Here is a 23,593-nt window from a genome sequence, read left to right on the forward strand (position 1 = left end):
AAAGCATGACCAAGTGGGTTTTCACCTTTGGCGATGGTGCGGCCGAAGGCCGGGCTGGCGATAAGAATCTGTTGGGCGGCAAGGGTGCCAATCTGGCAGAGATGTGTAGCCTTGGCCTGCCGGTGCCGCCGGGCTTCACCATCACGTCGGAGGTCTGCAACGCCTACTATGCCAACGGCCGCGCCTATCCGGCAGGGCTTGAAGCGGACGTCGCCGTGGCGCTGGACCATATCGGCCGGCTCACCGGCCGCCGTTTCGGCGATCCGTCGAAACTGCTGCTTGTGTCGGTGCGCTCCGGCGCCCGCGCCTCGATGCCTGGCATGATGGACACCGTGCTCAATCTCGGCCTCAACGACGAAACCGTCGAGGCGCTGGCGGCCGATTCCGGCGATGCGCGCTTTGCCTATGACAGCTATCGGCGCTTCATCCAGATGTATTCCGATGTCGTCATGGGGCTCGACCACGAAGTGTTCGAGGAAATCCTCGAGGACCAGAAGGCCAGCCTCGGCCATGAACTCGACACCGAACTAACGGCTATCGAGTGGCAAGGCGTCATCGCGCTCTACAAGGCCAAGGTCGAAGAGGAGCTCGGAAGGCCGTTCCCGCAGGATCCGCACGAACAGCTCTGGGGCGCGATCGGTGCCGTGTTCTCGAGTTGGATGAACAACCGCGCCATCACTTACAGGCGCCTGCACGATATTCCCGAAAGCTGGGGCACGGCGGTCAATGTCCAGGCCATGGTGTTCGGCAACATGGGTGAAACTTCGGCCACCGGGGTCGCCTTCACTCGCAATCCGTCGACCGGCGAAAAGCAGCTCTATGGCGAGTTCCTGGTGAATGCGCAGGGTGAGGACGTCGTCGCCGGTATCCGCACGCCGCAGAACATCACCGAGGCGGCCCGTATCGCCGCCGGCTCCGACAAGCCGTCATTGCAGAAACTGATGCCGGACGCCTTCCAGTCCTTCGTCACCATCTCGGACAGGCTGGAAAAGCACTACCGCGACATGCAGGACCTCGAATTCACCATCGAGCGCGGCAAATTGTGGATGTTGCAGACGAGGTCCGGCAAGCGCACCGCCAAGGCGGCGCTGAAGATTGCCGTCGAGATGGCCAGGGACGGCCTGATCTCGAAAGAGGAGGCGGTCGCCCGCATCGATCCCGCCTCGCTCGACCAGCTCCTGCACCCCACCATCGATCCGAAGGCCGCGCGCGACGTCATCGGCGTCGGCCTGCCGGCGTCTCCAGGCGCCGCCACCGGCGAAATCGTTTTTTCCTCCGCGGACGCCGAGGATCTCAAGACACAAGGACGCAAGGCTATCCTGGTGCGTGTCGAGACCAGTCCCGAGGACATCCACGGCATGCATGCGGCGGAGGGCATCCTGACCACGCGCGGCGGCATGACCAGCCATGCCGCGGTCGTGGCGCGCGGCATGGGCAAGCCGTGCGTTTCGGGCGCCGGTTCGCTGCGCGTCGACTATAAGGCAGCTACGCTGATGTCGATGGGGCAGACCTTCCGCAAGGGCGACATCATCACCATCGACGGCGGCAACGGGCAGGTGCTCAAGGGCGCAGTAGCGATGCTTCAGCCTGAGCTCTCCGGCGATTTCGCCGCGATCATGGAATGGGCGGACGCGGTGCGGCGCATGAAGGTGCGCACCAACGCCGAAACCCCGCTCGACGCGCGCATGGCGCGCTCCTTCGGTGCCGAAGGCATCGGCTTGTGCCGCACTGAACACATGTTCTTCGATGGCGCCCGCATTGTCGCCATGCGCGAGATGATCCTGGCCGACACCGAAAAGGACCGGCGCGCCGCGCTTGCCAAGCTACTGCCGATGCAGCGGGCGGATTTCCTGGAGCTGTTCGAGATCATGGCCGGCCTGCCGGTGACCATCCGCCTACTTGATCCGCCGTTGCACGAATTCCTGCCCAAGACCGAGGCCGAGATAGCCGAAGTCGCGGCGGCGATGAATGTTGCGCCGGACAAGCTCAGGCAGCGCACCGAGGCGCTGCACGAATTCAACCCGATGCTCGGCCATCGCGGCTGCCGGCTTGCGGTGTCCTATCCCGAGATCGCCGAGATGCAGGCGCGCGCCATTTTCGAGGCCGCCGTCGAGGCCGGCCGCAAGGCCGGCGCGCTGGTGGTACCCGAGATCATGGTGCCGCTGGTCGGGCTTGTGAAGGAACTCGACTACGTCAAGGCGCGCATCGATGCGGTGGCCAAGGGCGTCATGGACGAAAGCGGCGTCAAGATCGATTACCTGACTGGAACCATGATTGAGCTCCCCCGCGCGGCGATCCGCGCCCATGTCATCGCTGAATCGGCCGAGTTCTTCTCTTTCGGCACCAACGACCTGACCCAGACGACATTCGGCATCTCGCGCGACGACGCGGCCTCGTTCCTGGAGACCTATCGCCAGAAAGGCATCATCGAACAGGATCCGTTCGTATCGCTGGACATCCATGGCGTCGGCGAACTGGTGCGCATGGCCGCCGAGAAGGGCAGGGCGACGCGGCCAGGGATCAAGCTCGGCATTTGTGGTGAGCATGGCGGCGATCCGGCCTCGATCCGCTTCTGCGAGGAGGTCGGACTGGACTATGTGTCCTGTTCGCCCTATCGCGTGCCGATCGCCAGGTTGGCGGCCGCGCAGGCGGCCGTTCAGGTGGCAAAGGCGGGCCGCGGCTGAGCGCTTGCCGCCGATCGGAACGAGGAACTGCCGCAAGACGGTGAGATTGTCGCGTCTGGTGCTTTTCTGCTATCCAGCTCCCGATTTTCGCCTTCATGCGGGTCTTGGGATGCCTGCGTTAAACGCCCGATTGGAATTGGATTTGATGCGCCTGCTGCAAAAAAATCTCTGCATTGTCGTCATGTCTTTGGCCGTGGTGTCCAGCGGCCATGCCGCATCCCTGATCGAACCGATCCTGCACATCAAGCGCGATACAGGCGGAGCCGGGCGCGTTGCCTTGACCCTCGATGCCTGCGGCGGACGGACCGACAACCGCATCCTCTCGGCGCTGGTGGAAAACAGGATACCTGCGACCATCTTTGTCACCGGCATCTGGCTGAAGCGGAACGCCGCCGCCGTCGAGATCATGCGGGCGCATCCCGACCTGTTCGAACTGGAAAACCACGGCGGCCATCACATCCCGGCCGTCGACACGCCGCAGAAGATCTATGGCATACGCAGCGCCGGCAGTCCGGAAGCGGTTCTGGCCGAGGTCGAGTCGGGCGCCGTCGCCTTGGCCGGGACTGGCGAGCCGGCGCCGAAATGGTTTCGTGGCGCGACCGCGGAGTATAGTCCGTCGGCGATCGCCATGATCCGCAAGCTGGGCTTCAAGATCGCCGGCTTCTCGATCAATGGCGATGGCGGGTCACTGCTCGGCGCCAGGGAAACCACAAGGCGCATAGGAGCTGCCAAGGACGGCGACGTCATCATCGCCCATATCAACCAGCCGACCCATGCCGCCGGGGAGGGCGTCGTGCAGGGCCTGCTGGCGCTCAAGCAGAAGGGTCTGACCTTCGTGCGGCTCGACGATGCCGAAGGCTTCGGCAATAACGGCACCACCGACTGACCGGCAGGACGGCAGGTCCGGCCTCCTCGTTGGTCCGTTCAGCCTGGCTTGGCTTCGATGCTGACCTTGCTTGCGTAGAACGCGCCGTGGTTGCGGATTTCAGCCATTTCGTCGAAAGGCTGCTCATAGGCCCACATCGCATCCTTGCCTGCCTCGCCGGCAGGCAGCACGCTCCAGTAGCTCGCGTCGCCCTTATAGGGACAATGGGTCGAGGATTGCGTGCCGCTCAGCTTGCTGAAATCGATGTCTGCGAACGGGATGTAAAAGGCGGCCGGGTAGGGCGCTTCCGTCAGCACCTTGGCGTTCGTCGATGAGGCGATAACAGTGTCGCCTGCACGCACGGTGACGGTGCCCTTATACGGTTCGATGGTGATGACCTTATCGGGATTGCGCTGGAAGCCGGGTGCCGGGTTGGCGATCTTGTCCATGCTGTTTCTCCTCGTCTCAACTTTAAGTGTGTCGACGAGGTGGTTTGCGCAAGGGCGACTGTCGCCGGCAATTCCGCAATCGGTCTCCAGCCGTGGGCGCTGCCGACGGCATTTATAGCGATAACCTTGTCCGGCGAGGCTCAGGCCGCGGTTCTGAACGCGTCCATCAGGCCGGCATAGGCGGCCGCAATACCGGCCACGGGATTGCTGCTCCTGGATGCGGTCTCGACTTTCAAGTGGCCGCCGCCGGTCGGCAAGGTTAGCAGCAGGAATTGACGACTGCCGCCATCGCCCACGGATGCCGCGGCGACGTGCTCACCTTCCCCTTCGTTCTGGACGCACATCTTGAACAGCAGCGTGCCGCCCACCGCTTCGAGCGCACCGCCGACAACTTCAACAAATTCATCTTCGGAAACAGTCTTTGTGTCCGGCACCAGATCGCCCAGGCTTTCGGCAAGCGTACTTTCCAGTGCCTTATCGTCGAGCTGCGTGTCCATGCGAACCTCTTTCAGTCGCCAATCGCACCCCTTTGCCCATCAACGAAATTTAATGCCGACGATGGCCGGATTGTGGCGAATTCTCCTCTCGGTCAAGTAATTTAGTCTTCTCTGATATAATGAATTCAAGGCCGCCGGTCCGATGGCATGAGCGCCAGGCATTCGGACCTCCAAGAAAAGACACGACTCGATCGCTTGCCTGCGCGACCGGCATTCGGATTTCGTTCGCCACCCGGCGGTGGCTGGACAATCCACCGGTTCGCTTCACAATGGCAACAAAAGCGAGGAGCGTAAGGGAGGAACGAATGCTGGGGCTGATGCAGGAATGGCCGCTTCTTTGCCACAAACTTATCGACAACGCAGAGCGGCAGCATGGCGCGCGAGAGATCGTATCGCGCTCGATCGAAGGTCCGATCGTGCGCACAACCTACGCCAGCATCCACCGTCGCGCCCTGAAGATCTCCCAGCGCCTGGAGCGTGACGGCTATCGGCTGGGCGACCGCATTGCGACGCTGGCCTGGAACACGGCGCGCCACATCGAGGCCTGGTATGGCATCATGGGCATCGGCGCGATCTATCATACGCTCAACCCGCGGCTGTTTCCCGAGCAGATCGTCTGGATCATGAACCATGCCGAAGACAAGGCGGTCTTTGTCGACCTGACTTTCCTCCCTTTGCTCGAGAAGATCGCCGGCGCGGTCAAGTCCCTGAAACAGGTGATCGTGCTGACCGACAGGGCGCATCTGCCGCAGAGCATGCTGCCCAACGTCGTCGCCTACGAGGAATGGCTCGACGAGGCCGATGGCGATTTCGCCTGGAAGAGCTTCGACGAAGGCACCGCCGCCGGCATGTGCTATACGTCTGGAACCACTGGCGATCCAAAGGGCGTCGTCTACAGTCACCGCTCGAATGTCCTGCACGCCATGATCGCCGCCATGCCCGACGCGATGGGCCTGTCTTCGCGCGACACGATCCTGCCGGTGGTTCCGATGTTCCACGCCAATGCCTGGGGCCTTGGCCAGAGCGCACCGATGATCGGCGCCAAGCTTGTCATGCCGGGCTGTAAGATGGACGGCGCCTCCATCTATGAATTGCTCGACACCGAGAAAGTAACCTTCAGTGCCGCCGTGCCGACCGTGTGGATGATGCTGCTGCAATATCTGGAGGAGACCGGCAGGAAGCTGCCCTACCTCAACAAGGTCGTCATCGGCGGCTCGTCATGCCCACGCATCATCACCAAGAAATTCCAGGACAATTACGATGTCCAAGTCGTCCACGCCTGGGGCATGACCGAAATGTCGCCGCTCGGCACACTGTGTACGCTGAAGCCGGACTATGAAAGCCTTCAGGGTGACGCCCGGCTCGATGTCCAGGGCAAGCAGGGTTACCCGCCCTTCGGCGTCGAGATGAAGGTGACGGACGACGACGGCAACGCGCTGCCTTGGGACGGCAAGACATTCGGGCGGCTGAAGGTGCGCGGCCCCGCGGTGGCCAGCGCCTACTACGGCGGCGCCGGCTCGGAGCAGTTCGACGAGGACGGCTGGTTCGATACCGGGGATGTCGCCCACATCGACGCTGGCGGCTATATGCAGATCACCGATCGCGCCAAGGACGTCATCAAGTCCGGCGGCGAATGGATTTCGACCATCGACCTGGAGAATCTGGCCGTCGGCCATCCCGATGTCGCCGAGGCAGCCGCCATTGGCGTCCCTCATTCGAAATGGGGCGAGCGGCCTTTGCTGGTGGTTGTCCGCAAGCCGGGGAAGGAACCGACCAAAACCGATATCCTTGGTTTTCTCGACGGTAAGGTGGCCAAATGGTGGATGCCCGACGACGTCGCTTTCGTCGGCGAAATTCCGCACACCGCCACCGGCAAGATCCAGAAGATCACCTTGCGCCAGCAATTCAGGGACTACCGCTTGCCGACGGATTGACGCGATATTGCGTGTCTCGGCCTGATGCGGTCGTAAAAGGACAGTGCAGCGCCGTGCACCTTTCCGGCAGCGCACGATAGCATTTCCAACTGGCGCACGATCCTCCTCGAAAATCGATTCCGATTTTGGTGGCCATGCGCTAAGTCTTCTTCGGCTTGGGATGACGCAGAGAAACATGGTCAGCATTTCGGAACGGCAAACGTCGAAGGCTGCCGGATGGTCGCGGCGCACCGCTGCTTTTTCGGCGGTGCTTTTGCTGACCGTGTTCGTCGGCCATTATTTCAACCTCGTTGAAACGCCGGTGTTCCTGTGGGTGTTGGCTATCGTCGCGTTGTTGGCGGCGCTGGCGCTGCTGTTCGCCGGATTTGCCTTCTCGAGGGTGTGGAATTTTGGCGACTATGGCGGCCGCGACATCACGGTCGGCGTCTTGCTGGCAGTGCTGGTGCTGACCCCCTATGGCATCGCCGCCTATTGGGCGACAATCTTTCCGCCGCTCAGGGATATTTCGACCGATTTCGACGAACCGCCGGCACTCGACGTCACCGGTCGCACGAAGGACATGAACGTGCTCTCGCCGCCGACGCCCGGCGAGCAGCGGTTGCAGACCGACAGCTATCCGCTTGTCACCGCGCGCAGCTACGACCTGCCGTTCGAGACCGTCGTCACTGCCGTTGAAACCGTACTCGACCGCCGCAATTGGGATCTTACCGGACCTTATCCCGAGCTCGCCGGGCAGAGCGACGTGACGATTACCGCTGTCGCCAGGAGCTTCGTATTGGGCCTCCCCGCAGACGTGGCAATTCGCATCACGGACGACGGGGACACGGTTCTCGTCGACATGCGGTCGGCTTCGCGCTACGGCCGCTACGACCTCGGCGACAACGCTGCGCGCATCACCGACTTTCTGGCGGAGTTGGATCAGGAAGTCGCCGGCCAGGTCGGCGCGGCTCCGGCCGACTAGATACTCGAGCCTAAGCGGCCGGCGTAAAAATGCCGTCTATGGCCGGCGCGGCCTCTGTCGCGACCAGCCCGCGCGCCACCAGATCCTCCAGATGGGCAAGCACCGACAACCCGGCGGCGCCATGCAGCCGCGGGTCGGTATCCCTGTAGATCGCCTTGACCATGTCTGCGATCGTGCGGTCGCCCGCGCGGATCCGCTCCAATATGGCCCGTTCGCGCATTTTGCGATGGGTCTTCAATCCGCGCATGAAGCCTCGCGGTGCCGTCACCGGCCCGCCGTGGCCGGGCAGCAGCAGGCGGTCGCCGCGTTCAATCAGCCGGTCCAGCGAGGCCATGTAGTCCGCCATCGCCCCGTCCGGCGGCGCGACGATGGAGGTCGCCCACGCCATGACGTGGTCGGCCGAAAACAGGATGCCGGTGCCCTCCAGCGCGAATGCCGCGTGGTTGGCGGTATGGCCGGGGGTCAGGACCGTGCGGATTGCCCAGCCGTCGCCGGCGACCAGCGCGCCGTCCGGCAGCGCGAGATCGGGAACGAAAGCGGTATCGGCGCTGGCATCGAGCGCGTTGATCTCGCCAATATGCAATGGCCTTGCCGGCCGGTGCGGCCCTTCCGCCATCACCTGGGCTCCGGTCTCCTGCTTCAGCCGTGCCGCCAGCGGGGAATGGTCGCGATGCGTGTGGCTGACGAAGATGTGGCTGACCGGCCTGCCGGCGATGACGTCGAGCAAGGTGCGAAGGTGAGCTTCGTCATCCGGCCCCGGATCGATCACTGCCAGCGTATCGCGTCCGACGATGTAGCTGTTGGTGCCGTGAAAGGTGAAGGGACTTGGATTTCGGGCCGTGATGCGCTGCACGTCGGGCGCGACGCTGACGCCCCCGCCGTAGCAGGGATCGAAGCTGGTATCGAATTCGAGGGCCATGACGGTGTCGATGCCTGTTGCGGGAATGGCAAAACCGATTGCCGCATAGCACGCAAGCCAATATAGGAAAACGCAAGACCGCGATCATCGGATGGCGGCACTCGGATGGGGAAGACCATGGCAACTGCAACGACGATGCGTCCGCTTGTTTCTCTGGCTCTGCCGCAAGATGGCGCGGCGCGGCTGGCAACGCAGTTTTTCCTGGCGATAGCCGGGACATTGCTCCTGACCCTGTCGGCCAAGACCAAGGTGGTTCTGGGGCCAGTCGATATTTCGATGCAGACGCTCGCCGTCCTGCTGATCGGGGCCGCTTTCGGCCTGCGGCTCGGCGTCGCCACCCTGCTGCTCTATATGGCCGAGGGCGCGATGGGCTTCCCGGTCTTCCAGAGCACGCCGGAAAAGGGAATTGGCATTGCCTACATGCTCGGCTCGACCGGCGGCTATCTCGCCGGCTTCGTGGTCATGGCGGCGATCGCCGGCTGGGCCGCCGATCGCGGCTGGGATCGCCATCCGATCAAGCTTTTCAACGCGATGCTGGTTGCCGAGTTCGTCATGATGGCCATGGGCTTTGCCTGGCTGGCGATGCTCATCGGTCCGGAAAAATCCTGGCAGTTCGGCGTCGTGCCGTTCATCGTCGGTGATCTGATCAAGGTTGCTCTTGCTGCCAGCCTGGTGCCTGCCCTCTGGTCGCTGCTGAAGCGCAACTGAACTAGCGATCCACTGAGGCATTCCGGGGAAGAACCTGGTTCATCCAGGTCGGACGGATGTGACTGGGAGGTCTTGGCCAAGCAGCCAGCCAGTCACCAGAGATACGAACATCCATTTACCTTCATGCGTCCAGACATTCTCGATGGCGGGCAGTAAGCCAATTTATTAGCGATAGCTTTTGAACCGCATTCAGCGACGCGATTGATAAAAAATCCTGCCGATTGCTACAGTGTAAATAGATACTTGCTGGTATCGTTACAGTGTCGTAGCTCTTGATCTTCGACTGAGTCGAACAGCCAGTAGCGAGAGGCCCGATTCCGCTTTGCGAATGAACGGCCAAGCCAAGCGCATTATTGCAATGGCAATCGCCGACATGGCAGCTTCGAGGGGGGAAGAAGTTGAATGTCGCAACATCAACTCTTGTCGGAAGCCGGCACTTCCTGTTCAAAATTCGCTTTCAACTTATTGGCGGACTGACGTTCGCGATCGTCGCGCCGGCCCTCATCCGGATTGCCTTCAAACCCGATGCGGTCTACGTCGCCAATCTCCAGGTAACCGTCGCTGCCGCGGTCATTGCGCATGTAGCAGGCTTCCTTGCCTATCGGCGTATCGGGAATTTCCCCGGCGTGGCCGCTGCCAGCTACATCCTGCCGACATTTGTGCTGTCCTACGGGCTTGTTTTCCTGACTATTTTCTTTTTTCGTTTCGAGTACAGCCGGTTTCAGGCGGCTGCCAGCTTCACCCAGTCCACGCTCTGGTATTTTGGCCTGAGCATCATAACGCGGCATCTCGAACCGTACCGGCTGGTCGTCATTCCCGGCGGGAACGTAGAGCGCCTAAGGACACTGCCGGGAGTGCATTGGTTCTGGATCACTTCGCCTGGCACCGTCATCGAACGGGCGAATGGCGTGGTTGTCGATCTGCGGGCCGACCTTGACGCCGAATGGGAACGATACATCGCGGACCGGGCCCTTTCGGGCACGCCGGTCTACCACGTCAAGCAGGTCAGCGAATCGCTGACCGGCCGCGTCGAGATCGAACACCTGTCGGAAAACACGCTCGGCTCGCTCAATCCGAACCAGGCCTATCTCAAGATCAAGCAGGCAATCGACTGGATCTCCGCGCTTGTCATGGTCGTGGCTCTTTCACCTTTCGTGGTGTTGATCGCGCTGCTGATCCGGCTGGACTCGGAGGGCCCGGTGCTGTTTCGCCAGCCCCGCATTGGCTACAGGGGCCGGATCTACACGGTCTACAAGTTTCGTTCGATGAGGCAGCAAGCCGGCATTGGCAGCGACAAGGACAAGGCGATCACGAAACGTGACGACGATCGCATCACCCGGATAGGGCGTTTTTTACGCAAGTTCAGGATCGACGAGCTGCCGCAGGCAATCAACATCCTGCGCGGCGAAATGAGCTGGATCGGGCCACGGCCCGAGGCTGTCGTCCTGTCGCACTGGTATGAGGCGGAATTGCCGTTCTATCGCTACCGGCACATCGTCAGGCCAGGTGTGAGCGGGTGGGCGCAAGTAAACCAGGGGCATGTTGCGGCGGTCGACGATGTGATGGAGAAATTACACTACGATTTTTACTACATAAAGAACTTCTCGCCTTGGCTTGATGTTCTCATCACCCTCAGAACCATCAAGACGATGATTACCGGCCATGGTGCGCGATAGCGGAGGCCGTGGCTGATTAAGGCTTGCCGGACAGGAAGCAAATGGACCTCGGCTCCAGGAAAATAGCTGTCATCGGGCTTGGCTATGTGGGTTTGCCGCTGGCGGTGGCCCTCGGAGCGATCAGGGACGTCGTCGGCTTCGACATCAGCCAATCGCGCGTGGATGCGCTGAGGCGTGGCGAGGATCACACGCTTGAGGCCAGCAGAGATGAAATCGACGCCGCCACGCGGCTGCGGTTCACCAGCGACAAGGCCGATCTGCGGGATTGCGGAGTTTTCATCGTCACTGTCCCCACTCCGATCGACAGGGCCAACCGGCCGGACCTGAAGCCCCTTGTCATGGCGTCCGCCACGGTCGGCGAGGTGATCTCCCCCGGTGCGGTGGTAATCTTTGAATCGACCGTCTATCCCGGCTGTACGCAAGAGGTGTGTGCGCCGCTGATCGAGAAACATTCCGGTCTGCGCTACAACGAAGACTTCTTCCTGGGCTACAGTCCTGAGCGCATCAACCCCGGCGACCGCGAGCACCGGCTGCAGACGATCGTCAAGGTCACCAGCGGCTCCACGCCGGAGGTGGCGGACGCTATCGACGCGCTCTATGCCTCGATCGTTCCCGCCGGCACGCACCGTGCCTCGAGCATCGCGGTCGCCGAGGCAGCCAAGGTCATCGAGAACACGCAACGCGATCTCAATATCGCCTTGATGAACGAATTGTCGCTGATCTTCGGCAAACTGGGCATCGACACGTCGGAGGTGCTGGAAGCGGCCGGCACCAAATGGAATTTCCTGCGCTTCAGCCCTGGTCTCGTCGGCGGCCACTGCATAGGCGTCGATCCCTATTATCTGACCCACAAGGCTCAAGAACTCGGCTATCATCCCGAGGTGATTCTTGCCGGTCGCCGCATCAACGACGGCATGGGCCGGCATGCAGCGGACCAGACGGCCCGCCTTATGATGCGCAAGGGCATACCTGTCGTTGGCAGCCGGATTCTGGTCATGGGCGCGGCCTTCAAGGAAAACTGTCCGGACCTGAGAAACTCCAAGGTCGCCGACATTGTCGCGCAGCTGAGGCAGTACAATGCCGGCATCGATATCTGGGATCCTTGGGTTGATGCGCAGGAATGCGCGCGCGCCTTTGGCGTAACGAGCGTTAAAGAGATGCCCGCCGCGCGTTACGATGGCGTTGTCGTCGCCGTGGGGCACGGGCAGTTTCACACCCTGGGCGTTGCCGGTCTTCGGGCGCTTTGCAAGGACCCTAGCGTCGTCTACGACATCAAGGGTCTGTTCCCCAGGGATGTTACGGACGGGCGGTTCTGATGAAGGTTCTGGTCACCGGCGCTGCCGGCTTCATAGGCTATCACGTCGCCAGGCGGCTGCTCGAACGCGGCGACGAGGTCGTCGGCATAGACAGCATCAACGACTACTATGATCCGCAGATCAAGCAGGCGCGGCTGCGGCTTCTGGCCGAAGCAAGCCGCAACACCAATGCGGGCTACCATTTCATCCACGGTAATCTCGCAGAGCGAAACGTGGTGGACGGCTGCTTTGCCGATCACGCCTTCGACAGGGTGATCCATCTCGCCGCCCAGGCCGGCGTCCGCTACAGCCTTGAAAACCCGCACGCCTATGTCGAGAGCAACATTATCGCCTACGCCAACATGCTGGAGGCCTGCCGCAACAGCCGTGTCGGCCACCTGACCTATGCCAGCACGTCGAGCGTCTATGGCGCCAATACCGACATGCCGTTTTCCGAGCATCGCCCGGCCGACCATCCGCTGCAGTTCTACGCCGCAACCAAGCGCGCCAACGAGCTGATGGCGCACAGCTACAGCCACCTATTCGGGCTGCCGACCACGGGCTTGCGTTTCTTCACAGTGTACGGCCCTTGGGGGCGTCCCGACATGGCGCTGTTCCTGTTCACCAGGAACATCCTGGCCGGCGAGCCGATCAAGCTGTTCAACAACGGCAACCACACACGCGACTTCACCTACGTCGAAGACATCGCCGAAGGCGTGATCCGCACCAGCGACAGCCCCGCCGCGGCTAACCCCGCCTGGGATTCCGGTCATCCGGATCCTGCGACGAGCAGCGCGCCTTGGCGCATTTTCAACATCGGCAACAACAACCCGGTGAAGCTGACCGCCTATGTCGAGGCGCTTGAAAACGCGCTTGGCCGCAAGGCCATCGTGGAGCTCTTGCCGCTGCAGGCCGGCGACGTGCCTGACACTTTCGCCGATACTTCGGCGCTGCAGGCGGCGGTCGGCTATCGTCCCGGCACGTCCGTGACGGAGGGCGTCGGGCGGTTCGTCGAATGGTACCAGGCCTATTTTGAGCGGAGGTAGGGGGAGGTCACGTCTTGTCCACGAAATCGATGACGGGATAGCGTCTTTGCTGCGGGGTTTTGTTCGCACGAACGTGGCGGTCTCAGAGTGTCTGGACCGAGCCTTGCCGCTACGGCTGCGCGTGGATGGCAACCACGCCTTTGCTGCGGAAATCGCACCGGTGCTCTTTACACCTAACGCACTGGTCTATGATCTGGGCGGAGGAGCAAGGCCGCTTGTAAGCCTAGCCGAGAAGCGTCGTCTGGGGCTGGTTGTCGTTGGGGTGGACCGCGATGCCAAGGAACTGTCGAAAGCTCCGGGCGAGATCTATGACGAGCGGATCGAGGCGGACCTTACTTCGTTCAGGGGGAAGGGAGATGCCGATCTGGTCATATGCCAGGCCACTCTGGAGCACGTCCGCGACGGCGAAGGCGCATTTCGCGGCATTGCCAGCTGCGTAAGGCCGGGCGGCACGGTCGCCATTTTCTCGCCTTCACGCAACGCCGTTTTCGCCAGGCTCAATCGGGTCTTGCCCGAGGCGATCAAGCGTCGCCTGCTGTTTGCGGTCTATCCGGACAAGGGCAGGGGGCACGACGGCTTCCCAGCCTTCTATGACAGATGCCTGCCGAGCGAGGTGGAAAGGATCGCAGCGCAAAATGGCCTGGAACTCGTCCAGCGTCATCTGTTCTGGAGGAGTTCATACTTCTACGCTTTCGTGCCGGCCTTCCTTGTCTGGCGCCTCTGGCTAGGTCTCTCGGCTCTTCTCATCGGGAAGGATGCGGCTGAAACCTACGCCTATGTCTTTCGGCGAAGACATTGATCACCCGAAGATATTCTCCGCTTTCGTGGACCCGAGTGCGACGGCTGTCTCCCCGGTATCCGGGTGGAGCATCGCTCATCGCGCACGGTCAGGCGCAAGCAAAAAGCTTTCGCCGTGACCGGCCAGGAAAGGTGGCGAACCGAGTGACGTGCACGCGCCAAGACAAGAGATCACCAGGCAGCCCAGACGCTCGGATTGCTATCTTCATTCCCTCTCTTCGTGCTGGCGGCACCGAGCGGGCAATGCTCACCCTGGCCAGTGAATTTGGCCGGCGCGGCTTGCCGATCGATCTGGTGCTTGGGTGTGCGACGGGCGAGTATCTCGCTTTGGTTCCGAAGACGATAAGGATACAGGACCTCCGAGCCTCGCGGTTGCTGTTTTCCGTATTGGCTTTGATCCGGTATTTGAGGCGGGAGCAGCCGCGAGTGATGCTGACGGCGTTACCCCATGCAAATATCGTTGGCATCGTCTCGTCCATGCTCTCGCTGCGCCGGACACCGATCGTGATATCGGAAAGGAGCAATCTTTCCAGGACCGTCGCTGATACGAAGCTGGTTCGTGAGAAGTTCCTGCCATTCCTCATGCGGCTGACCTATGGTCGTGCCGACACGATCATCACTGTATCGCATGGCGTCGCGGAAGACCTGATCCAGAGCATCGGGGTCCACCGGAGTTCCGTCAAAACGATCTACAATCCGCTGGACATCAAACATGTTGAAGAGCAGGCGGATGAACCGCTCGATCACCCCTTCGCGGTCGAGGATGGCAGGATCTTGCTGGTGGCCGTTGGGCGGCTTGATTTCGCAAAAGACCATGCCACGCTCATAAGCAGCTTCGCGCGGATTGCGACGAAGAGGGCCGTCAAATTGGCCATTGTCGGGGAAGGACCGCTGCGGGGATCGCTTCAAACCCTGATCGACGAACTCGAGCTGAATTCTTCGGTCGCTCTGGTCGGCTTTTCGAAGAATCCGTATCCGTGGATGCGGCGGGCAGCGTTGTTTCTTCAATCCTCCCGCAGGGAGGGATTTCCAAACACGATCATCGAAGCAATGGCTTGCGGGACCAACGTGGTGAGCACCAACTGCGAAAGCGGTCCGGCCGAGATTCTGGAGGACGGCAAGTGGGGGCGTCTCGCCGCGGTCGGAGATGCCCAGGGTTTTGCGGCAGAAGTGATGGCCGCCCTTGATGAAGCTGATCCTCCGGACGTCAGGCGTCGGGCGCGGGATTTCAGTGTCGAAAAGGTGGCCGACGCCTACCTGCTCGCGATGGGTGTCGATCCCACGAACGCCGTGGGGAAGGAGCGGTCGTATTAAGATCCTGCACGTCATCACCGGACTTGAGAACGGCGGCGCCGAGGCAGCGCTATACCGCCTGTGCACGGCCGAGCGCAGCCATTCCCATTTTGTCGTCTCGCTTTCGGGTGACGGAAAATATGGCCCGTTGCTTCGCGCGGCCAAAATACCGCTCGCCTGCCTGGCGATGCCAAAGGGAAGGTTGAGTCTCAAGGGGCTCGCCTCGCTCAGGCGCGTGTTCTCGACCTATCGGCCGGACGTGGTTCAGTGCTGGATGTATCACGCCAACCTCGTCGGAGGCGTCCTGGCGCGGCTTGGCGGCATCAGCCCGGTTCTTTGGGGGATGCACAATTGCGGACTGGATCCGCGGGCGGCCTCCTTTACGACCAGGACAGTGGACAGGATATGCGCTCTCATATCCGGTATCATCCCGGCTCGGATTGTCAGTTGCTCGCAAAACGCGTCGCAGCGCCACATCCATGCAGGATATTCGAGCTCGAACTGGACGATCATACCGAATGGCTACGATCTGGCCGTGTTCGAGCCGGACGACCGGGGGCGCGCGCGGCTCCGTCGGGATTGGTCGATAGGTGATGGCCAGTTCGTTATCGGAAACGTCGCTCGCTGGCATCCCGACAAGGACCACCAGAATCTCTTCGCTGCCCTGTCCAGGCTGTCGATGCACAAGAGCCTTCCCTTCAAATGTGTTCTTGCCGGCCCGGGTATGACGGCTGAAAACACTGCGCTTGCCGTGCTGTTGGAGCGCTATGATGTTCGCCACAAGGTGAAGCTTCTCGGGCCGAGCGACGACATTGCCGGTTTGATGAATGCATTCGACATTCATGTGCTGGCCTCCAGCAGCGAAGCCTTTCCGAACGTGGTTGCCGAGGCGATGGCATGCGGCACGCCATGCGTGGGAACGGACGTCGGGGACATCGCGATGCTTGTCGGCAACACGGGATTGATCGTTCCGCCGCGGAACCCTGACGCGTTATCGCGTTCCATCGAGATCATGGCTTCGGAAATCCAGGATACCCGGTCTTGGGCGAGCAGGCGGCAAGCATGTCGCGACCGCATCGCTGCGGATTTCTCGCTTGAGCGGATGGCGCACTCGTATGGCTTGCTGTGGGAGAAATCGTCCCTGAGCCGCTAAGGGGTGAGAACAATTCGAATATTCAGATAGCGATGGAACGAAAGTGAAGCACCTCAAACGAGATTATTTTGTTTCGCCATTTGCGCTCACGCCGCAAATGTTGTTGCTTTTGTCGAGCTTGGTCTACTTTGTGCCATTCGTCACCGGGGGATTTCAGTATGTTGATGTCGGCAGAAGGAAGTATGATTTCATATATCACGCGGGCACTGGATATGCCATTGCGCTTTCTCTTTCTTGCATTGCTGCCGCGATGCTGGTCTTCATGCCAAGGCGTCAAGATTTCGAAGTCGAAGGCGACGTTCGGGGGAGTCGATCGTAATAATTGTGATGCTGGTGGTGTTCGGTGGGATTTCGATAGCAAATCCGGCACTTTTTTCGGCCTCAAAGGCCGATGTTTTGTCATCTACCGGGCGGATCCAGTATGTATTTTACAACAGCTGCATCATCGGCATGGTGTTCGGAGCCCTGTCGGGGTGGAAGAAATCCAGGCTGGTCATCATCTTGAGCTGCCTGGGACTGATGCTTACGCTCTATATCGGGCATCGCTCTTCGGTTGCCATCGCGATTTTAGCTTGTTTGTACATAAGGTACAGGAACATTTCCCTGCTTTTGATCAGGAAAAGATACATAATTGGAGGAATTGGCGCATTCTTTTTTCTTGCAGTGTACAAGGCAGTATATGCAGCAATAAAAGCAGGAAATTTTGAACTTGTAGGTCAGAAAATACAATTCGACCAATTGTCCGATTCCGCTCTCGTGGGGCTGGAGCAGTTCGTGACATTGGCTCACCTGGATCTGGTCGTGAAATATGACTACACCTTGCCGTGCTCGAATCTTTGGCTGGTGCCTCTTTCTCTGTTTCCGTTCTCGGATACGGTCTTTGGCAAGGACGGATGCACCTACAACGAGCAGGTTCAGCCGTTCCTATTTCCGGGTTACAGTGGTGGCGTCGCTGCAAACATCTGGGCGGAGTTCTTTGCCAATTTCGGGTATGCCGGATTTCCGCTGCTCGTTGTCATTCTGTCGCTCGTGTGTGTTGCCGTCGAGGCGATAATCCGCAATGTGCGCAGCGCGACGCTCAAGGCCGGGCTGATCGTGGCCATCGTCCATCTCACATTCTACATCCAGCGCAAGGAGCTGCTTGGCGCCTTCATCTCCGCCAAGCGAGCCGTTCTCGTTGCGCTTTTCATTTTTGGCTTGGTTTATGTGCACCGGAAGTGTTTTCCACCGGCCTCCGCCGAGGTGATGCCGCAGGGGGCGCGGGCCTTGCGCCGAGACAATGGCTGAGGACGTGACGGCGGTCGCCAAGCCTTCCGGATGGATGCGCGCGCGGCGGGTTGCCCGCGACGTTACGTTTACGACGTCCGCAAGCGGAGTGGCCGCGTTGTGCTCCATCCTTGCACTGGCGCTCAACGCACGGTCGCTTGGTCCGGGGAATTTTGGCACACTCGCCGTAATTCAGGCCTATGTGGCGTTCGTTTCCGGCCTATGCACGTTCGAGAGCTGGCAGCTAGTGATCAGGCTGTGCGCGAGGTCGCCTTTGCGTCTGGGACCGGCGGCATCTTGCGGAATTGCCCTCGATGTTTCAGCCGCCCTTCTCGCCACGGTCCTGGCGATAGGCGGGATCTTGCTGTTTGGAGAAGCTGTTGGCGTGTCGCGGGATAATCGCCTTCTGGCGATTATCTACAGCCTCACCTTGTTGGCGAGTCTTTCGGGTACGCCGAAAGGTGTGCTTCGGCTGAACGGCCGGTACCACGTCATTGCCGGCAATCAACTCATGCAAGGGGTTGCCGTGGTGGTTGCCTCTCTCGTCCTTTGGATCCTCGATGCCTCATTGCCGGATTATGTAATCGTGCTGGCAGCGGTCGGCGCATTCTACAACCTGACGCTGTTCGTACGCCTGCTTCTCTATGCCGGGCGGGAAGATATCGAATTGTTCAACCCGCTCCGTTCCCGGTCCAAACGCCGTTTCTTCTGGGCATTTCTTGCCATGGCCACGGGGACCAGTCTGCTCTCGACAATGATAAGTGCCAGGCGGCATCTCGCATTGTTCCTTGTCGCGGGCCTGCTGGGAGAGGTCGCCGCGGGCTCTTATTCGCTCGGATCGCGCCTGGCGACGATGGTTTCCCGGCTGACCGGTCCCTTGAACCAGGTGATCTTTCCCGAAATCGCGAAACTGTCGAAGCAAGAGCCTTCTTCTCGTCTATACCGCTTGAACGCCCACATCACCGTGGTTTCGGCATGCGCCGCCGCCGGCACGGCGGTTGGGGGTGCTGCTGCAAAACCCCATCGTCCTTCTGGCTGGCGGTTCGGCCTACGCGGAAGCTTCGCTGCTCTTTGCCATTTTGTTCGCGGCCGAATGCTTCGGCCTCGCTGGAATGCATCTCAATCCCCTGATTCAGGTCCTGGCCGGGACGAAGCCGCTTTTGAAAATCACGGCGCTGGCGATCGCCATCTATGTTCCGCTTTGCCTGGCTTTGTCCGGATGGATCGGAATTTCAGGCATCGCCTGGGCCGGCTTGCTCGTATCGGCGGCGGTCTATGCGGCGATGATGGTGGTTTCGCACTTATTGTTGAAAAGGCGGATCCGCCTGGCGGAAGATATCTGAAGGCTGATGTTTTGAGATACTTGTTTTGCCTGCCAAGATACCACACCAATGCGGTACCTTGGGTTCGCATTCTCACTTCGGCGGGGCACCATGTTGCGGTCGACGTAGTCGAAACGAGCGTCACGGAGAATCACGCTCTTGTTTCTCCCAACGTGATGGCTCCATCCGCGCTGTCCCGGATGATCATGCGTCGGCGCTCGAGCAACATTCCGAATTCGCCTTTTTCCTTTCCCGGCGTCTTTTCCTACTGGAAGCGTTTGCAGGCCGAAGACCCCGACGTGGTGATCATCCGCGGAGTGACGCGATGGTTTTGCAGGGTCGCGGCACTCTGTTCAATTCTGCAAGGGCGCAGGCTGGTCATCTACGACCAGGAGGACGCCAAGCCCAGCGCATGGAGTGGCACATGGGTTCGAAGAGCCGTCTTTCATGGCCTAGGCATCCCGCATTTCACCTCACGGCTTTCGCCAAATCTTGGCCCGGCCAAGCTCGGCGATGCCATGTCCCTGCCATTCGGGAGCCCTTTCGAGCCGGCCCGGACTGAAGGCCTGGAAAGCAGGCCATTGCAGTGGCCGCCTCGAATCCTGATGGTGGCAAAATACCGGGAGCGCAAGGGGCACAGTTTGCTTCTGAGGGCGTTGTCCGCGATTTCATCCATGCCCTTCTCCCTGACATTCTGCGGCGAGGAGGCAACGAACGCCGACACGGCTTTCTGTCAGGCCTTGCGGCGCGAGGCTCAGGCGCTTGGCGTGGCGGACAGGCTTCGGTTTCAAAACAACATTGCGCATGACGACATGATCTCGGTCTTTTCCGGTCATGATCTCTTGATACTGCCCTCGCGGGCTGAACCCGCGGCGGTGTCTCCCATCGAGGCGGCCTGGGCGGGATGTGCCGTGCTGATGTCGCGAGACAGCGGCACGAGGTACTACATGCCCGAGGGGGCAGCTTTCGATTTCAACCCCGACGATCCGCAAGACATCGCACGCGTGGTCGCGAGGCTGATCGCTCGGCCACAGGATCTGGGGCCTGCAAGGGACGCCTGCTTCGCCCGCATCTCATCGCTCGCCAGTGACGACGAGATCTTGCGGCTGTTCGAGACCTTTGGGCCGGGCAGGGCACGACTGCATACAAGACGGTGAGCGAAACGGCATTGGGGGAGGCGGGGACGATGCTTGGGATCGGAAGAAAGATAATCATCTCCATCAACACGTCCTGGAATGTCGTCAATTTCCGCAAAGGCCTCATCGAGGCGCTGCAAGGGCGGGGCTATGAAGTGGTGGTTGCGGCGCCCAGGGACGAGTATTCGCGCCTGATCCCGCCGATGGGCTGCCGGTATGTCGAAATCGAGATGGATAATTCCGGCACCTCGCCGTTTCGCGACATGGTGCTTCTGTGGCGCTACTGGCGCCTGCTGCGCCGCGAGAGGCCGCTGGCGTTTGTCGGCTTCACCATCAAGCCCAACGTGTTCGGATCGCTGGCGGCAAACCTCAATGGCATCCCGGTCATAAACAATGTTTCAGGGCTCGGCACGGTTTTCGTCCGTGGCGGCCTTCTCCAGAAAATTGCCAAGGTCCTGTACCGGCTGGCGCTGGCCCGTTCGAAAATAGTCTTCTTTCAGAATGACGACGACAGGATGCTGTTCGTCAGCGAGCGCCTAGTCCGCAAGGAACTGACCGCGCTGCTGCCGGGCTCCGGGGTCGACCTTATTCGCTTCTCTCCGGCGCCCCGCCAAAGCCAATCGTCCGGCGCGATCGTCTTTCTGCTGGTGGCCAGGCTTCTCTGGGACAAGGGCGTGGGCGAGTTCGTCGAGGCAGCTCGTCAGATGCGCCGCAACATGCCTGGCGCGCGCTTCCAGCTTCTTGGATTCCTCGATGTCGAGAACCGCACAGCGGTCAGCCGTGCGCAGGTCGAGCGATGGGCAGGCGAAGGCCTGGTCGAGTATCTCGGAACCACCGACGACGTCCGTCCCTTCCTGGACGCGGCCGATTGCGTCGTCTTGCCCTCCTACAGGGAAGGAACGCCGCGCTCGCTGCTGGAAGCAGCCGCGATGGGCAAGCCGCTGATCGCGTCAGATGTGCCCGGCTGCAGGGAGGTGGTGGACCACGGCGTCAACGGCCTGCTGTGCAAGGTGAAAGACGCAGGCGACCTGGCAAGCAAGATGCTCGAATTCGCAACGATGGACGCCGCATCCAGGAACAGGATGGGCATGGAGAGCCGAAGCAAAGTGGAGCGGCAGTTTTCGGAACGGATCGTCATAGAGTGCTACATGACGCAGATAGGGAAGCTCAATGCCTCGCCAGGCGATGAACCGGGCCGGCGTGTAGTTGAACGCGGTTGAAGTTCGAGCCGAGGAGATCAGGCATTCAAGCAGGCGCTAAGCTTGTCTTGCTGCATTGCAGACGGGACTCGGCTTTCGAGGGGGCTCGGCTTTGATCAAGTTGGGCTCGGTGTAATCAGGATGAAAAGGGAATCGTAATTTCTCTTTGGAGGGCCAGACATCCATCGCCGACAGCTCGGGATTATTTATACGTAATTGCTAAAATGGCGCGTTGTTCAGGTCAAACTTCTCCGCATCGTGCGACACGGGTTGGAATTGTGGCAAAAAAAATGTTAGACGCTGATGTCACCACCTTTTGATCTGGCATATCCGGGATGATTTGAAGGAAAGGCGAAACGGATGAATGTCATCATTAGAACCACAGTGAGCGCGTTGGTTGCCGCGAGCGGTTTCACTTCGGTTTCATCTTTCGCCCAGGACGTATCCTGCAGCTGCGCTGCCGCCTATCGCGGCCCGGCGAGTGCGATTGGATCCATTCGTTCCGCCGATGGCGACGTGATGGTCTCGCAGTCGGTCGGCTATGGTCCTGCAAAGGCGGGGAGCACTCTCGGCCTTGGCAGTCGGGTGGTAGTCGGTACCAAGGGTTCGGCATCCGTACTTGTTGGCGGCTGCAACATGAATGTACCGGCGAATTCCAGTCTGGATGTTTCACGCGTGGGCGGCAACATCTGTCTGAAACTCGTGGGTTCAGAACGGACGGCGGCCATCCAGCCGTCCGGTGGCACAAGTGGGTTTGGCCTGCCCGAAGGGATTTTCGCCGGTGCGCTTGTCACCAGCGGTGTGTTGGCGGCGACGCAGGATGACGACAAAGCGGTCAGTCGCTGAGGGGCGGACCACCGTGAGTGCTGGTGAGTTCTTTGAGTGTTGTTGATCGAAGGGGTGCGTAAGCGATCCGTTCCGGGGGCGGGTCGTTGGTTCGAAGGGGGTAGAAATGACCGGGCGTCATCGGGTTGGGGTTGTCTTCGCTTTTATCACGCTCGCCGGGGGAGGTGCCTGGTTTACAGCGTCCGATGCTGTTGCCCAGTCGGCACAGACATGTTCGTGCCTGGCCGCTGCGCCCGTGTCTGGCATTGTCGGCCAGTTCACCCAAGTCCGGGGTGATGTGCAGATGTCGCAGGCCGGCGGTTACGCCGGGGTGGGCGCGGGAGCGCCGATTTATCCAGGCGCGCGCATCATGACCGGGCCGCAAGCATCGGCTTCTTTGGCCATCGGCGCCAATTGCGCGCTTGATGTTCCGGCCAACGCGACCGTCAGCATCAATCCGGTGCAAGGCGGTATGTGCGTCTCGCTTGATGCGCAGGAAGCTGCTACCGGACCTGCCAATTCCGGACCTGGCATTTTGCCGGTGCTGTTGGGCGCCGGCGCGGTTGGTGGCGGCGCCGCACTGGCTATTGGACTACAGGATGACGACGACGCAGTCAGCCGCTAGGCAAGGTCTGGTCTCGCCGGTTTGCGCAAGCTCGGGCGCGATAGTGCAGAACCAGTTGCTCACGCCATCGGAAAAACGAGCGAAGAAGCCGGGAGCCAGCTGTGCGGGCCATTTCGATGGGCCGCCCAAGCTGTTCAAAAGTGGGGCTCTGTGATGGGCATTCTCGATCTCGGGGGAAGTGGCGTGGAGATGCCGGCATTGCTTGTATTGCTCGCCCTCTCTGCTTGCGCGAGCAGTTCATCATCGTCCACGAGCTCTGTCGATGCGATGCAGCCGACATCGTCCTCAACGGCGCTTGCCGGGGGCGGCGCGCTACAGATGGTGAAGGATCTGCCGGCACCGCAGAACACACAAAACGGCAGCGAGCAGCCGCTGTCTGCCAACGATGTACTCGAAGTCAGCGTATTCCAGGTCGACAACTTGAACAGGACGGTTCAGGTGGACGCCAGCGGCCAGATTTCCCTTCCGCTTATCGGGACGATGACAGCGGCTGGCAAGACGGTCCGCCAGCTTGAAAAGGATATCGAGACCGCCTATGGCGCAAAATATCTGCAATCGCCGGATGTGACGATTTTCGTCAAGGAATCGATAGGCCAGCGCATCACGGTCGACGGCGAGGTCAACAGGGCCGGCATCTATCCGGTGTCCAGCAGCGCCTCCTTGCTGGATGCGATCGCCCTTGCCGGAGGCTTCAACGCCATCGGCGATGCCGGCAAGGTCTTCGTCTACCGCAATGTCGGTCAAAACAAGCTGGTCGCAAACTACAATGTCGAGGAAATCCGCGCCGGCAAGAATCGCAACCCGCGTATCTATGGCGGCGACGTGGTCGTGGTTTTCGCTTCGAAGTCGAAAATCGCAATGAACAATTTGAAGGATGCCCTGGGCCTCGCGTCGAGCGCGGCCCGAATTGCGGTCATTCCGTAAGGGAGGCCTGGCCGGCCA

Annotated in this window: 20 protein-coding genes and 1 pseudogene; 18 read left to right on the forward strand and 3 right to left on the reverse strand. The window is 60.7% G+C overall.

Annotation, left to right across the window (positions count from 1 at the left end):
- The first annotated feature begins 5 nt into the window (after positions 1 to 5).
- Positions 6 to 2,684, forward strand: coding sequence for a pyruvate, phosphate dikinase (gene ppdK, locus ACIU1A_RS06140; protein WP_404926866.1), 2,679 nt, complete (start codon positions 6 to 8; stop codon positions 2,682 to 2,684).
- Between the two features lie 145 nt (positions 2,685 to 2,829).
- The gene (locus tag ACIU1A_RS06145) at positions 2,830 to 3,570 is read left to right on the forward strand and encodes a polysaccharide deacetylase family protein (protein ID WP_140878879.1); all 741 of its coding nucleotides are present in this window, start codon (positions 2,830 to 2,832) and stop codon (positions 3,568 to 3,570) included.
- Between the two features lie 38 nt (positions 3,571 to 3,608).
- Here the strand turns inward: ACIU1A_RS06145 and ACIU1A_RS06150 are convergent, their stop codons facing one another.
- Together ACIU1A_RS06150 and ACIU1A_RS06155 are read right to left on the reverse strand one after the other, a co-directional pair.
- Positions 3,609 to 3,998: a DUF427 domain-containing protein gene (locus ACIU1A_RS06150; RefSeq protein ID WP_404926867.1), complete on the reverse strand. Its 390-nt coding sequence runs from the start codon at positions 3,996 to 3,998 to the stop codon at positions 3,609 to 3,611.
- Positions 3,999 to 4,138: 140 nt separating this feature from the next.
- Positions 4,139 to 4,495, reverse strand: a complete 357-nt coding sequence (locus ACIU1A_RS06155) for a hypothetical protein (protein WP_140514848.1) — start codon at positions 4,493 to 4,495, stop codon at positions 4,139 to 4,141.
- 305 nt (positions 4,496 to 4,800) lie between these two features.
- Here ACIU1A_RS06155 and ACIU1A_RS06160 point away from each other — a divergent pair, with 305 nt between their 5' ends.
- Both ACIU1A_RS06160 and ACIU1A_RS06165 read left to right on the forward strand, forming a co-directional pair.
- Positions 4,801 to 6,429 (forward strand): fatty-acid--CoA ligase, encoded by a 1,629-nt coding sequence (locus tag ACIU1A_RS06160; protein WP_404926868.1) that lies wholly within the window; start codon positions 4,801 to 4,803, stop codon positions 6,427 to 6,429.
- Between the two features lie 175 nt (positions 6,430 to 6,604).
- Positions 6,605 to 7,390 (forward strand): DUF1499 domain-containing protein, encoded by a 786-nt coding sequence (locus ACIU1A_RS06165; RefSeq protein WP_404926869.1) that lies wholly within the window; start codon positions 6,605 to 6,607, stop codon positions 7,388 to 7,390.
- A gap of 10 nt (positions 7,391 to 7,400) precedes the next feature.
- Here the strand turns inward: ACIU1A_RS06165 and ACIU1A_RS06170 are convergent, their stop codons facing one another.
- Positions 7,401 to 8,309: an MBL fold metallo-hydrolase gene (locus tag ACIU1A_RS06170; RefSeq protein WP_404926870.1), complete on the reverse strand. Its 909-nt coding sequence runs from the start codon at positions 8,307 to 8,309 to the stop codon at positions 7,401 to 7,403.
- A gap of 117 nt (positions 8,310 to 8,426) precedes the next feature.
- On the opposite strand from ACIU1A_RS06170, the gene ACIU1A_RS06175 reads away from it, so the two are divergent.
- The 14 genes and pseudogenes from ACIU1A_RS06175 (at position 8,427) to ACIU1A_RS06240 (ending at position 23,575) form a co-directional block, all read left to right on the forward strand.
- A complete protein-coding gene (locus tag ACIU1A_RS06175) occupies positions 8,427 to 9,017 on the forward strand; it encodes a biotin transporter BioY (protein WP_140580800.1) in 591 nt (196 codons plus the stop codon).
- Positions 9,018 to 9,415: 398 nt separating this feature from the next.
- Positions 9,416 to 10,693 carry a sugar transferase gene (locus tag ACIU1A_RS06180; protein ID WP_181168415.1) on the forward strand — a complete coding sequence of 426 codons (1,278 nt, stop codon included), beginning with the start codon at positions 9,416 to 9,418 and terminating at the stop codon, positions 10,691 to 10,693.
- A 41-nt stretch (positions 10,694 to 10,734) separates the two neighbouring features.
- Entirely contained in the window at positions 10,735 to 12,009 is a 1,275-nt protein-coding gene (locus tag ACIU1A_RS06185; RefSeq protein ID WP_224617653.1) for a nucleotide sugar dehydrogenase, read from the forward strand.
- Complete coding sequence (locus ACIU1A_RS06190) at positions 12,009 to 13,034, forward strand: NAD-dependent epimerase (RefSeq protein ID WP_140514855.1); 1,026 nt, start codon at positions 12,009 to 12,011, stop codon at positions 13,032 to 13,034. Before ACIU1A_RS06185 ends, ACIU1A_RS06190 begins: the two co-directional genes overlap by 1 nt.
- 103 nt (positions 13,035 to 13,137) lie before the next feature.
- Positions 13,138 to 13,833: a bifunctional 2-polyprenyl-6-hydroxyphenol methylase/3-demethylubiquinol 3-O-methyltransferase UbiG gene (locus ACIU1A_RS06195; RefSeq protein ID WP_181168414.1), complete on the forward strand. Its 696-nt coding sequence runs from the start codon at positions 13,138 to 13,140 to the stop codon at positions 13,831 to 13,833.
- A gap of 143 nt (positions 13,834 to 13,976) precedes the next feature.
- Positions 13,977 to 14,966, forward strand: a pseudogene (locus tag ACIU1A_RS06200) (glycosyltransferase); the annotation flags it as partial.
- A 52-nt stretch (positions 14,967 to 15,018) separates the two neighbouring features.
- On the forward strand, positions 15,019 to 16,278 hold the full coding sequence (locus tag ACIU1A_RS06205) for a glycosyltransferase (protein WP_404927860.1): 1,260 nt from the start codon (positions 15,019 to 15,021) through the stop codon (positions 16,276 to 16,278).
- A 43-nt stretch (positions 16,279 to 16,321) separates the two neighbouring features.
- Entirely contained in the window at positions 16,322 to 16,597 is a 276-nt protein-coding gene (locus ACIU1A_RS06210) for a hypothetical protein (protein WP_404926871.1), read from the forward strand.
- Positions 16,598 to 16,605: 8 nt separating this feature from the next.
- Positions 16,606 to 17,565, forward strand: a complete 960-nt coding sequence (locus ACIU1A_RS06215) for a hypothetical protein (RefSeq protein ID WP_404926872.1) — start codon at positions 16,606 to 16,608, stop codon at positions 17,563 to 17,565.
- Complete coding sequence (locus ACIU1A_RS06220) at positions 17,558 to 20,023, forward strand: glycosyltransferase (RefSeq protein ID WP_404926873.1); 2,466 nt, start codon at positions 17,558 to 17,560, stop codon at positions 20,021 to 20,023. Before ACIU1A_RS06215 ends, ACIU1A_RS06220 begins: the two co-directional genes overlap by 8 nt.
- Before the next feature lie 29 nt (positions 20,024 to 20,052).
- Positions 20,053 to 21,222 carry a glycosyltransferase family 4 protein gene (locus ACIU1A_RS06225; protein WP_140514864.1) on the forward strand — a complete coding sequence of 390 codons (1,170 nt, stop codon included), beginning with the start codon at positions 20,053 to 20,055 and terminating at the stop codon, positions 21,220 to 21,222.
- A gap of 339 nt (positions 21,223 to 21,561) precedes the next feature.
- The gene (locus tag ACIU1A_RS06230; protein WP_140663032.1) at positions 21,562 to 22,047 is read left to right on the forward strand and encodes a hypothetical protein; all 486 of its coding nucleotides are present in this window, start codon (positions 21,562 to 21,564) and stop codon (positions 22,045 to 22,047) included.
- A gap of 235 nt (positions 22,048 to 22,282) precedes the next feature.
- Positions 22,283 to 22,651: a hypothetical protein gene (locus ACIU1A_RS06235; RefSeq protein ID WP_140629328.1), complete on the forward strand. Its 369-nt coding sequence runs from the start codon at positions 22,283 to 22,285 to the stop codon at positions 22,649 to 22,651.
- Between the two features lie 21 nt (positions 22,652 to 22,672).
- Positions 22,673 to 23,575, forward strand: a complete 903-nt coding sequence (locus ACIU1A_RS06240; protein WP_404926874.1) for a polysaccharide biosynthesis/export family protein — start codon at positions 22,673 to 22,675, stop codon at positions 23,573 to 23,575.
- Positions 23,576 to 23,593 lie beyond the last annotated feature (18 nt).

Origin of the sequence: Mesorhizobium maamorense (assembly GCF_044998965.1) — a bacterium.
Classification (GTDB): Bacteria; Pseudomonadota; Alphaproteobacteria; order Rhizobiales; family Rhizobiaceae; genus Mesorhizobium.